The sequence below is a fragment of the Legionella tucsonensis genome (genome assembly GCF_001468035.1).
Classification (GTDB): Bacteria; Pseudomonadota; Gammaproteobacteria; order Legionellales; family Legionellaceae; genus Legionella; species Legionella tucsonensis.
This window is the reverse complement of sequence record NZ_LNZA01000001.1, coordinates 956,538-971,074: the sequence shown is the minus strand read 5'-3', so window position 1 is coordinate 971,074 and position 14,537 is coordinate 956,538. Positions and strand designations below refer to the sequence as shown.

The window sequence follows — 14,537 nt, the reverse complement described above, 5'->3', positions numbered from 1 at the left end:
GCGCAGCGGAACCCGGGGATTTTTGATATAAATAAAGCCTCTTAATCCTGGGTTCCCGCTGCACTGCACCCAGGCTACAGTATCTAGATTTTCTTCAAACAGTTCCATTGTGATAAAAGAAATCATACCTTTTGAAAAAAATAAAAAAATTGTCTGATTAAATATTCAGGTTAGACAGCCTTACCTGTTAGGCAACCCTTCTATCATCTGCTACAATATTATAAAGGAAAAGAGAGTAAAGACGACTTCAGGACTTCCTTTTCTTGCCATGGCAGGTTGTATCGTTGTTCTGGCTATTAATGAGTTGTAACTTATTTGATAAATGGCATATTTTTTGCTTATTTATCGTTGTACCAATCATTAGGAGCAAATGATGAAAGAAAAAGGCTTTACTTTAATTGAATTAATGATAGTGGTAGCAATAGTCGGTATTCTTGCTGCCATAGCTATCCCGGCGTATCAGGATTACGTCGTCAGAGCGCGGGTAACCGAGGGATTAAGTATTGCTTCTTCAGCAAAAACGACTGTCTCTGAAAATGCAACAACAGGTAACAATGATTTAAGTCAGGGCTGGAGTTTTGCAAACCCAACTGCTAATGTGCAAAACGTTGTTGTTACTGCCGCTACGGGTGTAATCACAATTACCTATACAGCGCTTGCACAAAGTGTGGTTCTTACTTTAACTCCGCAAGCTAATGGAGCTGCTCTTGTTGCTGGAACACCACCAACTGATCCAATTACGTGGGTATGTGCCGTAAATAATGCGGCCAACAACCGATACGTTCCTGCAAACTGTAGAATTTAATTATATTCTTAAAAGCCGCTTCAAGGCGGCTTTTTTATTATGAGTTTTAAATATATTAAGAGTTTAATATGTCACGTAAAAATCGTATTGAAAAATTGCTAAACCAAGAATTAGTTCCTATTTATCTAAATGTCGAGGATGAGTCAGCCAATCATCATGTTCCTGAAGGTGCACAAACTCATTTTAAAATCACTCTGGTTTCTTCACGATTTATTGATTTATCACGAATTGCACGACATAAATTATTAAATCAGTTACTCAAAGGAGAGTTTGAGCTTGGATTACATGCCCTAAGCATGCATTTATTTACTCCAAACGAATGGGAAGTTAGGAACCAAACTGTTTTGCAATCCCCTGTTTGTAAAGGCGGTTTTAATAAAGAAAAAAAAGAGACATAATTTTGTATAAATACAAATTGGTTTAGTTAATTTAAAAGGATTAAAATGAGGTTAGAAACATACAAAGCAAAATTTGTTGAATTTACAGAACAAGCAATGAAACTCTGCAGCAACTACAAATCAAAAGTTGATTTACAAAGAAAAATAATGAGCCTCAGTAGTGAAGCAGTTCAATTTTACCAAACAAATAGCGATCATAAAAAATCTGATTACCAATTAAGAATAGAAGTTTTCCTCAAATTTGATAATGTCTTAAAATCGGTAAAAAAAGATTTTCCACCTCAATTAACGGAGAAAAAAAGAAAATTTTTCTTTACGATTCCGAAACAAATAAAACAATCTAGCTTACAAGAGACGGCACCTCTTTTGGACCACTCAATAACACCAGAATTTTAAAGTATTATTTACATATTTTAGCGATTAAATAGTACTGGAGTTAACCCAGAGCCATCCGAAAACGGTTACACGCAATACAGTAAAAAATAGGTTACTGCATGTAAGCTAAATATATAATTCAGGTTCCGCAGTAATTTTTTTACATAACCGCAACAAAGTTAACACTATGTGATAAAATAAACAGTAACGTCCATCGCCAACTTCCTATATAATGCCTGGCATTTTTAATAAGTCTATTTAATTAATGAACAATTGGTCTTCTGAAAAAATATCCGTATTTGCCTTGGTTTTATTAATTACAGGTGCCATTGACAGCATTAGGAATTTACCAGGCACTGCTTTGTTCGGCTCTTCATTAATTTTTTTCTTTATCTTTTCTGCAATTGTTTTTTTAATTCCTGTGGCTTTAGTATCAGCAGAACTATCGTCCACCTGGTCCGATGAGGAAGGCGGTGTTTATAGTTGGGTCAAACATGCATATGGTGAAAATTTAGCCTTTTTTACTATCTGGCTGCAATGGATCAATACCTTAGTCTGGTATCCAACTATTTTATCTTTTATTGCTGGAGTATTAGCTTATTTAATCAACCCTGAGCTTGCCCAAAATAAATATTATTTGATTACAGTAATTCTCGTTATATTTTGGTCATTAACACTAATCGCTTTATCTGGTTTACGTGCCTCTGCGCATTTTGCAGGTCTTTGCGCCATATTGGGAATGATACTTCCTATGGGGTTTATTATTATTCTTGCACTGATATGGGTCATTAAAGGAAACCCTATAGCAATTGATTTGAGCGTTTCGAATTTACTGCCACACTGGAAAGACAGCCAATCCTGGGTATCACTTACTGCAATTATGACTTCGTTTCTAGGCATGGAGCTCGCAGGAGTACATGTCCGCAATGTACATAATCCGCAAGTCAATTTTCCTCGGGCGATGTTTTTTTCAGTACTGCTTATTTTAACCACAATGATTTTTGGTTCTTTGGCTATTGCTTTTGTTCTGCCAAAAGAGAAAATCAGTCTAATTGACGGAGTACTCCAAGCCTTTAATAACTTTTTCCAGGCATATAACCTGGAATGGCTCTTACCTTTACTTATTGCATTACTCCTTTTAGGAAGTTTAGGCAGCATGATTAATTGGATTATCTCACCCGCAAAAGGTCTGCTTATGGCCGCCAATCATAACTTCTTACCAAAATCCATGTGCCAATTGAACAAACAAGGAGTTGCCTCACGAATTTTAATCACCCAAGCAATTTTGGTTACTTTTTTGTGTAGTGGTTTTCTCTTGTTTCCTAGTGTTAATGCCATATATTGGTTATTTACTGCTTTAAGTACAGAACTCTACATCATGATGTATGTTTTGATGTTTATTGCAGCTTGGAAATTAAAAGATAAATACGCGCATCTTAAGAGACCCTTTGCAATACCAGGGAAAAAAACCGGCTACTATATAACCTGCATTTTGGGTTTATGCGGATGTACTATGACTTTAATTGTAGGCTTCATCCCACCCGTCGAATTTGTGAATTTTGGCAGTGCTGCACATTTTCGTATGGTTTTCTCTATAGGAATTGTAATCATGATGACCCCTGCATTTTTACTGTATTGGCGTAAAAAATACATTACAAAATCATGATGTGTTTTCTTAGGTGAAAACGTTACGTAACCCACAGGATTGAAGGTTTATTCAGATCCCAAATGCAGGATCCGCTGCGTTGTAGCAAGATTACAAAGTTTTCAGGCTAAAATATTCTTATTACAATTTATCCTTTTCTTCCAGTGAAAGCACTCGAGCTTCATGTTCCAACATCACAGGAATATCATCATGAATAGGGAATGCTAATCGGTCAAATTTACAAATAAGTTCTTGCTTTTTTATTAATAACTTCCCTTTACATAAAGGGCATACCAATATTTCCAATAGTTTTTTATCCACAAAACGCTCCTATGATCTTAAGTCACTTTATTTCGTACATATACAGGTTGTGCTTGAGCAGCTACAATAGGTTTTTGCGCAGAAAATTGAGCAACCCGAATCATAGCTGCTGCAGAAGGATAGACTGTTAATTTATCACTTACTTGTGATTTAACTTCTGGAGTAAAATCATCCCAATATGAGTCTATCCCTATTCCTGCAAGAATTACTGATTGCTGTTCAGGGAGACTGAGTTCATGTACTGGAGTAACATGTTCCTTTACTATCCATTGATTTTCAGCAAAATAAGCCCAATACATCTCATGCATCCGTGCATCCAATACAGCCAATACAGGTGAATTGCTCATTTGCATCTGTTGACGAACTGACCAAGCAATCGCAACAAGACTACTCACCGGAATTAAAGGTAAATCATTGGCAAAGGCGAGGCCTTTTGCAATACTGCACGCAATTCGCAAACCGGTAAAACTTCCTGGTCCGCGACCAAACACTATGGCATCCAGCTGACTCATTTGTAAATTAGCACTTACCATCAGCTTATCAATCATAGGTAGAATAAATTGGGCGTGTGTTTTTTGATTACTTTGTTCCTCACAAAGTAACTCTTTTCCAGTAAGCAAGGCTAAACTGGCCATTTCTGTAGATGTATCAATCGCTAACAGTTTCATAATCCAGCTCTAACTCTCTAATAAATTGAAGTACCTTGTGCTCATCACGAGTTTTTGGTAACTGAGGCAAACTCGCTAAGATACGTCCACCATAATCTCTGCTGGTTAAACGGGGATCGGCTATCATTAAAACACCTTTATCCGTATTATCCCGAATTAAACGCCCTACTCCTTGCTTTAAAGCAATCACTGCCCCAGGCAAAGATAATTCATCAAACCCCGATAAACCTTTTTCTTTAAAATAAGCCATTCTACCTCGAATTACAGGGTCAACTGGGCTGGAGAAAGGCAATTTATCAATAATAACACAAGAAAGAGCTTCTCCTTTAACATCTACTCCTTCCCAAAAAGTTGCAGTTCCCAATAAAACAGCATTGCCTAGTTGCCTAAAACGCTCAAGTAAAATGGGTTTTGCCTCAGTTCCCTGAATCAATAAAGGATAGTTTAAAATGTTGATCATCATTTGGGCAACTTGTTTTAACGCTTTATGGCTAGTAAATAGAAAAAAGCAACGCCCACCTAAAGCTTCAATTAAAGGAATAGCTCGAGATACTAATAATTCATAATAAGTGGAATCTTTGGGATCAGGTAAACCTCTTGGCAAATACAGCAACGCTTGTTGCCGATAATCAAAAGGACTGGGCAATAATAAAGTTTTTGCCTCATACAATCCTAATGGTTTACAAAAACAATCAAAAGAGTCAGCAATAGTTAAGGTTGCAGAAGTAAAAATATAAGTACACTCTTGACGCTTGAGTACACCACTGAACGTTTCAGCAACATCATACGGTGTAATATGAAAAACTAAAGTATGTTTAAAGCGCTCTAGCCAACGTATTTTATTATTACTTTCTTGAGTAAAGAACAATAAAACTCTGGCAAACTCCATCAATCGTTCTTTGCAACGCGCAAGCCCAGGAAATTCAGCAAGCGATAATTCGCTAAAACATGCCATGACTTCGTCTTTTAATGTCAACCAATTATTCCAAACATGCATAAAGGATTTGTTATACTTTATTGGCTCCCAACTAAACCGGTCATCAGCTTCAGGTAAACTACTTAATAGTTCATCCATCAACTTGTCTGCTTTATGGCTTAAAGCTTTTAAGGGTTGATTTGCAAGGTCTACAGCAGGCCATTCTTTAATAAGATCATCCAATAAATCACGAAACTGACGCGTTCCAATACGTTCACCATTAAAATGAGTTGCTGTTTCAGCAAGTTGATGAGCCTCATCAAAAATAACCACGTCAACACCAGGCAATAATTCTCCAAATCCTTCTTCTTTCAAACGTGAATCAGCAAAAAAAAGATGATGATTAATGACGACTATATCAGCATCTAACGCACGTTTGCGTGCCTTAAGTAGAAAGCATGTTTCATGATCAGGACATTCAGTACCTAGGCAATTATCTATCGTTGAGGTCACATAATGCCAAACCGGAGAATCTTCATTAAGTTCAGGCAACTCCGATCGGTCACCATTTTTCATTTGCGACAATTTACTGCGTACGTGAGCTACTTCATGGGCACATTGCGGACTTTGAAATTGTCCTTCTTCGGAATGCAATACAACACGATAGTGACAAATATAGTTGGATCTTCCTTTTAAATTTTGTATGCGAACAGATAATCCCAAAGCCCGGACTAACGTAGGTAAGTCTTTTTGATACAGTTGATCTTGTAACGTTTTGGTTGCTGTAGAAATCAGGGTTTTTTTTCCACTTAATAAACAAGGAAGTAAATAGGCAAAAGTCTTGCCTGTTCCTGTACCTGCTTCGGCAATTAAAGTTGATTTTTCTTCGATTGCTGCGGCAATTGCAACGGCTAAATCGGACTGTGGCTTGCGCGCCACAAACCCAGGAATAGCAGTGGAAAGTCGTCCTTTCTCACTAAGAATTCGCCGACACGATTCAGCGAGTGAAGTGATGTCTACCACTCTTTCTGCAAATGTTGAAGTTTATCCTTAACTTCTTCCCAATCTTTGGCATCAGGCGGAGCATCTTTTTTCGCGGTAATGTTAGGCCATGTTTTAGCAAGCTCAGCATTTAATTCTTTAAATTGCTGCTGCTCAGATGTTAAATCATCTTCAGAGACAATTGCATTAACAGGACATTCCGGCTCACACAATGCACAATCGATGCATTCATCAGGATGAATCGCCAGAAAATTCGGCCCTTCATAAAAGCAATCAACAGGGCATACTTCTACACAATCAGTGTACTTACACTTAATACAACTTTCTGTTACTACAAAAGTCATGATAAACCTTTCTTAGGCTGGAAATAGTAAATATTAAATCATAAAACAGACCACTTAAGATAGTGGTTTTCTTAGGAATTACATCATCTAAACCTGTCTTCTCAAGTTAAAACGACTTCGTGCTCGTAGCTAAAAAATGAAAACGATTGAATGCTGCAATTATTCATTTTTTATTCAAATACACTTCTTGAAAGATAAATGGGTCTATGTTTTAATTTTATGCATTTTTAAAATTACTGATGCGAGTGAATGTTTAAAATATTTCTGCTGTTTTGTTTCCCACAGCTTATCAATGGAAATAAAGTCTCAGTAGCGAAAATAATTGTCAACTTTTAAGATGACATCGATACCCATTTTCTGATTTTTGACGTTGGAGTAGTACCATGGGATTAACAGTAATACCGATTAATGTAAAGCAGCGGAGGCTAATACGCCAAATACATGCATTTAATAAAATACCTGATGAAGATGTAGTCCAGCGTTTATTCTACTTACAGAAAATCAATTATCATATTAATTCAATACCTATATTTGAAGGAGAATTTAAATGGCTTGCTGCAAGAGGACTTGAAAGTTGGCAAGCTCATCTAGAGATGCATGGAATAAATCCTGACGGCTCGTTCCTTTTTAAAGGGATTCAATTTGCAAAAGCTGTTGCGCAGGTACCAGCGTCCCTCATATCATCTAGAATAAAAGATAAAGTAGAAGGAAAGGATATCTATCAATTAATGCAAGAACGAGATGCATTATTAAAAAGCGCGAGTCCTTTTGATGAAATAAGAGAACAATTCTTGGCCATAAACGCGCGCCTTAGTATGTTGGCTGAAAAAGATAATATTCTAAAAAAGAATCTGGATGAACATGCTCAAATTCTGAGTTTAGCCAAAGAAAAAATCAGTGCAATTAAAGGTGAAAGTGATTTAAGTAGCTCTGACTATAAGACAGAAGTTCTAGGCAAAAAACAAGTCAATAATTTTAATTTTAAATTCAGAATGAGAGGTTGGAAAAAAACTCTTGTTTTTCGGGTAGAAGATCGAAATGATTTGAGCTTTGAACAAGATCTGCACTCTTATCCCGTATCCAAATATTTCGCTAATGACGTCGCTTTATTTATGATGCAATTCAAAAGTGAAGACCATAAGGAAATTGAATTTAAACCTGTAGTTTTAAGTCAATTTGCCAATCAGGGAAGTTTATTAGATATTGCAAAAAAACTGAGAGGGAAGCCACAACAAAAAATCGCGGCCAGAACAAAATATTACTTCAATCAGATTAATGATTTTTGTCTCAAACTCAAAGAAGCAAATGCCTATCATCCTGATATTAAATTAAGTAATTTTTTGGTGCATAACCATAAATTACTGGTAAGTGATCGAAAAACATTCGTACGCTCTCCAAGACCACTTGCCAGTATGCTACGAAGCAGTCCACGCTATGCTCCACCTCAATATCTCGCTTGTCTTGATGAAGAGTGTGAGGATTACATTACTAAAGCGTACACTACTCAAATCGACGTAGAACAACTGATGTCCTACCAAATGGGCAAGGCGCTCAGAGAATTCCTTATCGTAACTCAACTGGGTGAAATACCTGAGCAATCCGATGAGGAGCATAGAACTGTACTCGCTCATTTTGAAAAGCCAAGTCGTGTCATTATCAATTTATCCATGCTCGTTGAAGAGCTAACCCGTTACGAGGAAGGGAAAAGGCTTACAATAGAACAGTTCCAGAGATTACTTCCCTATATTAATCAGAATATCGATGATTTCTATAGACAACTTGAAAAAGAACTACCTGCCAAAAATCTAGGAATTGAACGTGAATTAAATGAAATTGAGCAACTCTTACATAACAATAGGCTCAAAGGTATAAACTTCTTGGAACAAGCAAACATAATTTTTACTGTCGTTTCAGAACAAAATTCTAAAGAACCTCGCTTCAATCGAATGGCTGAACAGTTAGCGGTAAAGTGTTATCAAGAATGCTCAGAAAGTTATTTTTACCAAATTTCCAAGGAAATTGAAACCGCACTTTTAACAAAAGATTGGAGTTCTGCAAGTTGGTGGAGACGAGTAGTCCATACCTTATCTTTTGGTTTTTTCAGAGTAGAAAGAGTAACTACTGCGAATAATATAGAGATTTCATTGAATTTTAATGATCAAGAATTCCGGACACATTTTATTCAAATGGAGTTTTTACCTGCAACAACTCTGGATAGTCTGGGCGCCAGTGAAGCAAATAACTTTAAAGATTATTTTCAAGCACATTTAGATGAAATCAGAGCTCTAAACGATACTGACTCAAATAGCGAAGAAAGCGGAGAAGAAGAACCAGTTGATATATCAGAAAAACAAAACAATCCAATTGAGGCAGCCAGTACCCTTCCCCCAAAAAAATGTGCAAAAAAATCACAGGAAGAGCTTCTGTCAACTGATACGATCGTAGTTAAAAATAACGACACTAAAAAATCAGGAAAAGCAATATCCTCCTCTAAAACATCTGCTCATGAAGAATCACCCCCTAAGCAGCATAAAACTACTTCTCAAACCCATACAAAGCCGAAGCACAAGAAGAGAACATCCGTTGACCTTAAAGAAAACTATAGATTTTTCGCAGAACTTGCCAAGGGCACCAAAAATGATGACCCGAAGGTTAGGAAAAGATCAATACGTCGAGTGGGCAGTACGCTCTTTAGAGGCGAGAAAAGCTCGCATTACACTAAAGCTCAGGATATTTTTAAACAACCTACAGTACCCCAGGAAAAAGTCAGTCACAGGTAAATTTAACCACCAGGTAATACAATAAAATAATGGGCTCGGGGAAGAGCCCCAACAGCTCAAAATTACTCTTTATCTTCAACTAAAAAGTAATTAAGTACTTTACGTGATTGTGTCTTCTTCTCCGGGTTTACTTAATTACTTCTAAAACCTGTACAGTATGAGCCCCGTATTTAAGATTACTTATTTTATATTTTTATATGGAAAAAGTGTAAATTTTTCGTAAAAAAAAATCAATTCATTCAATTAATCAACAATTAGTATTCTCTATGGTCTACAAATATTAATAGTAATGTAAAAAAGAGATTAAAATGGGTAGATTAAAAGTGTTCACTAATTTGGCTAATCGAATAAAAAAGGTAGTAGGAAAAAAAGAAGGATCAACTCACATCACCCCTGAAGAAATAAGAGATGTAAGTTCATACGTCAAGATGGAATCAGTTTTGCATACTGAGAGGAAGAAAGGAACAGTTAGGCCTCAAAAATCTGATCTAATAGATGATATAGGAAAAATTAGAACTGCTTTTCAACTTTATAATGGCGCTAAAAATCGTATAAGGCTCCATGATGGCGGTATAAAAGATAAAGATTCCGGATATCTTGGTGATGAAAAAAAAACCATGAAAAACGAAGCACTGAAAATAACAGCTCAGTTAGAGGATAAAGGTTGGAAGAAGTATTTTGAAATGCCATATCAGCAAGCGTTGGCAGCGATTGATGAAGACAAAAGTATGCCCCAAAAAGTGAGTAACAATTTAAAAGAGCTTTGCAAAGAGTACGGTTCTGATTTTAAAAATTTTAAAAACGAACTTCAGAGTGAAACATTTAAAGTACCAGAAGAAAATAACTCTATTACTGCCCCCACTTTTTAAATGAAGTAAAGTCTATATACAGAGCTTCTTAACAGTAAGTTTTTATGCCCTTTCTTTCAGAAAGACTGATCATTTGACTCAATGTGTCAATTAAATCATCTCAGAAACTCCTATTTTATATGCTACTCAATGAAAAGATTATAATTTCATATAGTTTTCATCTGTACTCGCATTGATTATTATACGGAAATCCCTAATGTACTTTTTGACCAAAAGCATAAAAATTGTCTATATTTATAAACAGGTCAAATTGGTTTTATAAGGACATAACCAATGGAGTTGGAGCAAAAAAACAGGATTATTAAACGTTTTTTGAAAGAAAAAAGTGAGAATCCTGTTGCAGTGGAACTGAAGAACGAAGAGCTGACGATTTATGCTGATCTTCATAAGTTACTCGATCATATTGATCTCCATCAAAATGGCTTATTTGACCTGGAAACTCTGGAAACGGATCCAAACCAGTGGCGAGAATTTTGTAGCATTATTAAATACGCTTCTACTTTTGAAAAAGAAGGCTCTCCTCCTCTGCTAAAGGGGATTGATCTTAAAAAAGCAGAAGAAGGAATACGATATACATTGAATGCACATGAAATTATTCGATTACCCAAAGATGATTACTATGAACGCCCGACCAATATACCCCAAGATATTGATACCCAGTTAGATGAGTTAATAATTAACAGCAGAACAAAACTGTATGCACTGACACAAACCTTTCAGGAGGCCCAGCCTTTTGATGCATCCAACTCAGCACAAGTCACCTCGCAGATTCAACACCTGCAAGAAGGTATGGCACGATTGTCGAATAATGATTTAGAAAGAGAGAACATAGAAAAAAGATTAAATATCTTCTTGGATCTCAATAAAATCAATGAATTAAAACGAATTAATATTCCACAAGACAATGGCTCAATCCTCTTCTATTGTATCTTACAAGAAAATGTGGGCGGAGTGACAGAAAAAATCTCATTAATCAGTCTGGAAAGTGTAAAAAAACAGTTACATCGTTTATGTGAACGTGCAGAAGGTCTGAACATCGAGAATTACCATACTGAAAGAGAACAATATAAACTCAGCACCCAAGCCATTATTAAATTACCCAAACATGGAAATATTAAAGAAGTTCAACATGAAGCCTTGGCACTCAATATTTCTCGATTAATGGGATTAGATACGGCTGCTGCAACTACAATTTCTCATAATGGACATCCAGGATTATTTATACCTTTTGAAGAGATACGTTTACTGAATGAGTTTTCTTTAGGGAAAACATTTTATGCATGGCTCGCGGGAAAAACCTATACCCACTATTCAACGATTAAAACCCTAGGTGAAGGAATACAATCAGATTACTTTATCGAAGATTTTGGCAAGGTACTTGGTTTACTTTATCTATGTAGTGATACTGATGCAATTGGGGGAAATTGCCAAAATAAAGCATTAAGGAATGCAAAATCACTTTTTATCTTTGACCAATCACTCATGGATACTGATAGTTTTATTCTTGATTCACGATTGTGTCTCATACCCGGCGATTTTATTAGAAAGCATACTCGTCATGGCTTGGGACGCAATCGCACCATCATTGAAGATTCATCCATGTACTCTAAATTTGAAAGCATCATGCAATTGCGCTCTATTGGAGATAAAATTATCCAATATATCAATCACATTGCATGGCAACATCACCAACAAGCATCTCGAATTAAACGCCAATTTAAAAAACATCTTAGTACCGAAAAGCAAGGCCAATTAACTTCTGAGTTAAGTGATCTGATGGTTCTTGAAAAAGATGCAGAAACCCTGCAAACAAGAGTATTAGAACGTCTTGAAGCAATTGATAATATACTTCCTCAAACAACAGGCGACGTCAACTCCCTCGAAATAAGACAAGCCTTAATTTTTGAAAAACTCTTGCATAATCCTATATTATTTAGCGACGACGGCCGAGCCTTTAAATATCCGTGGACTCACAGACAGCAAAATAAAGTTAAAAAAGTAGAGGATCTTGGGAATGGCTTGATACAACTGACTTTTAGTGACAAAGTCTCTTTGCCCATGCTTGATTTTATTAAACGACGAAGTGGAGTTGACTCAATTCTCAGTACCTCAACCAAGACTGTAACCCTAAATAAAGTGCACTTTGCAGTATTGCGAGAAGACACACTCCATCCTGAGCATCAATTAGTCCTGGAACCTACTACAAACTATTTGGATCTGGCTGATTTGGGAGTAATCAGGGATGCTTATAATATGGGAAATAGAACCTATATTATGAATACAATCACACGCTATTGTAAAAAGATGAAGTGCGATACAGCTTCTACTGATGAAAAATTGAAATGCATCATTGAAACTGAAGAGCGACTTAGAGAGCTTATTATTACAGCCCGTGATAGAGGTTTTGGCATGCACGTCATTAAAAAATTCTTTTTTGATGCACAACAACAATTACAAAAAATGATTTCTCCTTTGAAATTCCCGATGAGGTTGAATGATGCTTTTACCGCTGCTTTAAAACTTGATAGAGTATCTGAGTTTAATGCCGTAGTATTGGAAGCAATAAAGCACGATAAAATTACCGATCAACAATTCACCAGCTTTTTGAATAAGTGCGTACTCCAAGCAAGTGCTGCAACAAACTACTTGCAAGCACAAGAAAAAAGCCAAGAACTATCCGATACTGCGAAAAATGTAATACATCAACTAGAAACATTTTCCACGTCTTGGAGTCAATTTCTAGCAACAAGTATACGGCAAAAAGGATTGAGTCAGACCGAGCCCATAGTTATCACTAAAACAATACAAGAGAGGGAAGAGGATGGGTGGGTAATAAAGTTATCCCCTAATTCATCGATATTGGACATGATACAAGAGGAACAAATAGGAATATCATGCAAATAATAAGTCTAAGTGACTTGTTCACTAAATGCAGTTAATGGAGCCACTATGCCTATACATGAGAGACGTCAACATTTTCGGGTAGAAGATCATATCTATTTTAACTACCGAACTATGGAGCCTGGAGAGCTGTGTCCTGATCGCGCAGTTGTGGATCAACTTTTAGGCAAAAATGGACAAAGATATCTTGAGGCAGCACATTATTTTCAAGAAATTGATTATGAACTGGCTGAACTCACCCAAGTTATTGCTCTTAAAGAACCAACAATAGCGCATTATCTTAACCTTTTAAATGCAAAAATAGATTATTTATCCCGACAAATGCTGATGACGAACACCATTCAGTTACGTAAAGTCAATATTAGTCTAGGTGGAATGGCATTTAAAACGCCCGACCTAATTAAAGAAAAAACCCTGATAAAATTGGTAATCTATACTAAACCCAAAATGATTCCCATAATTGTAGAGGGTACTGTAGTCTACAGCCAATATCAAAGTGAGCATAATTACCGCACGGCAGTACAGTTTAACGGATTAACAACAGAGCAGGAGCAAATTCTTTCCCAACATATTTTATTGGCTCAGGCAAAACATCGTTCAGACTAAAAATAAAAGTAATTTTAAGTACAAAATTGCCAAATAACACGTAAACTATACTCCATTTATGATGTTGGAACTAAGAGGCAAAACATGACTAGAATAGTATATTGCTGTAAATTAAAACAAGATGCCGAAGGTTTATTAAAACCACCCTTCCCCGGCGCATTTGGAGACCGGATTTATAATGAAGTATCAAAACAAGCCTGGAACATGTGGCTAAGCCATCAAACCATGCTCATCAATGAATACCGCCTGAATTTGATGGAAGCTAAAGCCCGCGAGTTTTTAAAAGAAGAAATGCAAAAGTATTTTTTTGGTGAAGGCTCTGAAAAACCATCAGGCTACTCTCCTGAATAAATCAAGAATAAGACTTTGCAAAAGATTATAAAATAGCACGCAATAGTCCCGTGCATAAAACTCTGAAGAAAGGTCATAAAATTTAAACAGGTTTTATTATTAAATATTGAATTTTTATGACCCTACTACATATGCGCTTTAAGTATTGCATTGCTTATAGCCACTACGTACTATGCTTTATGCACGCGCAATCCAGGAAGTAAATTGTATACTTCCTAAAGTTTGAAATAAATTTAACACAATAGAAAAATAACCTTCCATTTTGAATTTAATTATGCAAAAAAGACTGTTAAATACTAAAATCATGATAAAAATTAACAGACCACTCATAAAAAAAACTATGATTTTAAAAAACGCATAAGAAAAATATGCAAGATATAATCGCGTTGAATTGAAAAACATTTTTTTTTAAAAAAAAATGCATTCAACACTTGACTCAAAACGCTTCTCGGAGTCTAATAGCAACCCTCGGGGCCAGATAGCTCAGTCGGTAGAGCAGAGGACTGAAAATCCTCGTGTCGGCAGTTCGATTCTGCCTCTGGCCACCATGAGAATC

General features: G+C 36.2%; 13 protein-coding genes and 1 tRNA gene. 10 read left to right on the top strand and 4 right to left on the bottom strand.

Translation table 11 applies throughout. From position 1 onward, the window contains the following. Window positions 1–373: 373 nt before the first annotated feature. The 4 genes from Ltuc_RS04180 (at window position 374) to Ltuc_RS04165 (ending at window position 3,244) form a co-directional block, all read left to right on the top strand. A complete protein-coding gene (locus Ltuc_RS04180; protein WP_058520070.1) occupies window positions 374–805 on the top strand; it encodes a pilin in 432 nt (143 codons plus the stop codon). A gap of 68 nt (window positions 806–873) precedes the next feature. Next, window positions 874–1,203, top strand: coding sequence for a BolA family protein (locus Ltuc_RS04175; protein WP_058520069.1), 330 nt, complete (start codon window positions 874–876; stop codon window positions 1,201–1,203). A gap of 45 nt (window positions 1,204–1,248) precedes the next feature. Next, window positions 1,249–1,599 carry a hypothetical protein gene (locus Ltuc_RS04170; protein WP_058520068.1) on the top strand — a complete coding sequence of 117 codons (351 nt, stop codon included), beginning with the start codon at window positions 1,249–1,251 and terminating at the stop codon, window positions 1,597–1,599. 244 nt (window positions 1,600–1,843) lie between these two features. After that, window positions 1,844–3,244, top strand: a complete 1,401-nt coding sequence (locus tag Ltuc_RS04165) for an APC family permease (RefSeq protein WP_058520067.1) — start codon at window positions 1,844–1,846, stop codon at window positions 3,242–3,244. A gap of 120 nt (window positions 3,245–3,364) precedes the next feature. Here the strand turns inward: Ltuc_RS04165 and Ltuc_RS04160 are convergent, their stop codons facing one another. The 4 genes from Ltuc_RS04160 to fdxA are packed head-to-tail and all read right to left on the bottom strand — an operon-like array spanning window position 3,365 to window position 6,474. Continuing rightward, window positions 3,365–3,544 (bottom strand): Trm112 family protein, encoded by a 180-nt coding sequence (locus Ltuc_RS04160; protein WP_058520066.1) that lies wholly within the window; start codon window positions 3,542–3,544, stop codon window positions 3,365–3,367. A gap of 17 nt (window positions 3,545–3,561) precedes the next feature. Further along, window positions 3,562–4,212, bottom strand: a complete 651-nt coding sequence (tsaB, locus tag Ltuc_RS04155; RefSeq protein WP_058520065.1) for a tRNA (adenosine(37)-N6)-threonylcarbamoyltransferase complex dimerization subunit type 1 TsaB — start codon at window positions 4,210–4,212, stop codon at window positions 3,562–3,564. Next, window positions 4,193–6,151 (bottom strand): DNA repair helicase YoaA, encoded by a 1,959-nt coding sequence (locus Ltuc_RS04150; protein ID WP_058520064.1) that lies wholly within the window; start codon window positions 6,149–6,151, stop codon window positions 4,193–4,195. Before Ltuc_RS04150 ends, tsaB begins: the two co-directional genes overlap by 20 nt. Continuing rightward, a complete protein-coding gene (gene fdxA / locus Ltuc_RS04145; RefSeq protein ID WP_058520063.1) occupies window positions 6,145–6,474 on the bottom strand; it encodes a ferredoxin FdxA in 330 nt (109 codons plus the stop codon). Before fdxA ends, Ltuc_RS04150 begins: the two co-directional genes overlap by 7 nt. A gap of 383 nt (window positions 6,475–6,857) precedes the next feature. Between fdxA and legK7 the strand changes: the two genes are divergently transcribed. The 6 genes from legK7 to Ltuc_RS04110 all read left to right on the top strand — a co-directional run bounded on the left by legK7 (window position 6,858) and on the right by Ltuc_RS04110 (window position 14,529). After that, window positions 6,858–9,254, top strand: a complete 2,397-nt coding sequence (gene legK7, locus Ltuc_RS04140) for a LegK7 family Dot/Icm T4SS effector kinase (RefSeq protein ID WP_058520062.1) — start codon at window positions 6,858–6,860, stop codon at window positions 9,252–9,254. A 308-nt stretch (window positions 9,255–9,562) separates the two neighbouring features. After that, window positions 9,563–10,123, top strand: coding sequence for a hypothetical protein (locus Ltuc_RS04135; RefSeq protein ID WP_058520061.1), 561 nt, complete (start codon window positions 9,563–9,565; stop codon window positions 10,121–10,123). Window positions 10,124–10,396: 273 nt separating this feature from the next. Beyond that, on the top strand, window positions 10,397–13,027 hold the full coding sequence (locus Ltuc_RS04130) for a hypothetical protein (protein ID WP_058520060.1): 2,631 nt from the start codon (window positions 10,397–10,399) through the stop codon (window positions 13,025–13,027). A 45-nt stretch (window positions 13,028–13,072) separates the two neighbouring features. Beyond that, window positions 13,073–13,630 (top strand): PilZ domain-containing protein, encoded by a 558-nt coding sequence (locus Ltuc_RS04125; RefSeq protein WP_058520059.1) that lies wholly within the window; start codon window positions 13,073–13,075, stop codon window positions 13,628–13,630. Window positions 13,631–13,714: 84 nt separating this feature from the next. Then, window positions 13,715–13,981, top strand: a complete 267-nt coding sequence (locus Ltuc_RS04120) for an oxidative damage protection protein (protein WP_058520058.1) — start codon at window positions 13,715–13,717, stop codon at window positions 13,979–13,981. Between the two features lie 472 nt (window positions 13,982–14,453). Continuing rightward, window positions 14,454–14,529: transfer RNA gene (locus Ltuc_RS04110), tRNA-Phe, on the top strand. The last annotated feature ends 8 nt before the right edge of the window (window positions 14,530–14,537 follow it).

What these genes read in the sequence shown, in the direction of transcription:
- Ltuc_RS04180 (WP_058520070.1), top strand. Translation starts at nt 374, where the DNA reads ATGAAAGAAAAAGGCTTTACTTTAATTGAATTAATGATAGTGGTAGCA.
- Ltuc_RS04175 (WP_058520069.1), top strand. Translation starts at nt 874, where the DNA reads ATGTCACGTAAAAATCGTATTGAAAAATTGCTAAACCAAGAATTAGTT.
- Ltuc_RS04170 (WP_058520068.1), top strand. Translation starts at nt 1,249, where the DNA reads ATGAGGTTAGAAACATACAAAGCAAAATTTGTTGAATTTACAGAACAA.
- Ltuc_RS04165 (WP_058520067.1), top strand. Translation starts at nt 1,844, where the DNA reads ATGAACAATTGGTCTTCTGAAAAAATATCCGTATTTGCCTTGGTTTTA.
- tsaB (WP_058520065.1), bottom strand. Translation starts at nt 4,212, where the DNA reads ATGAAACTGTTAGCGATTGATACATCTACAGAAATGGCCAGTTTAGCC.
- fdxA (WP_058520063.1), bottom strand. Translation starts at nt 6,474, where the DNA reads ATGACTTTTGTAGTAACAGAAAGTTGTATTAAGTGTAAGTACACTGAT.
- legK7 (WP_058520062.1), top strand. Translation starts at nt 6,858, where the DNA reads ATGGGATTAACAGTAATACCGATTAATGTAAAGCAGCGGAGGCTAATA.
- Ltuc_RS04135 (WP_058520061.1), top strand. Translation starts at nt 9,563, where the DNA reads ATGGGTAGATTAAAAGTGTTCACTAATTTGGCTAATCGAATAAAAAAG.
- Ltuc_RS04130 (WP_058520060.1), top strand. Translation starts at nt 10,397, where the DNA reads ATGGAGTTGGAGCAAAAAAACAGGATTATTAAACGTTTTTTGAAAGAA.
- Ltuc_RS04125 (WP_058520059.1), top strand. Translation starts at nt 13,073, where the DNA reads ATGCCTATACATGAGAGACGTCAACATTTTCGGGTAGAAGATCATATC.
- Ltuc_RS04120 (WP_058520058.1), top strand. Translation starts at nt 13,715, where the DNA reads ATGACTAGAATAGTATATTGCTGTAAATTAAAACAAGATGCCGAAGGT.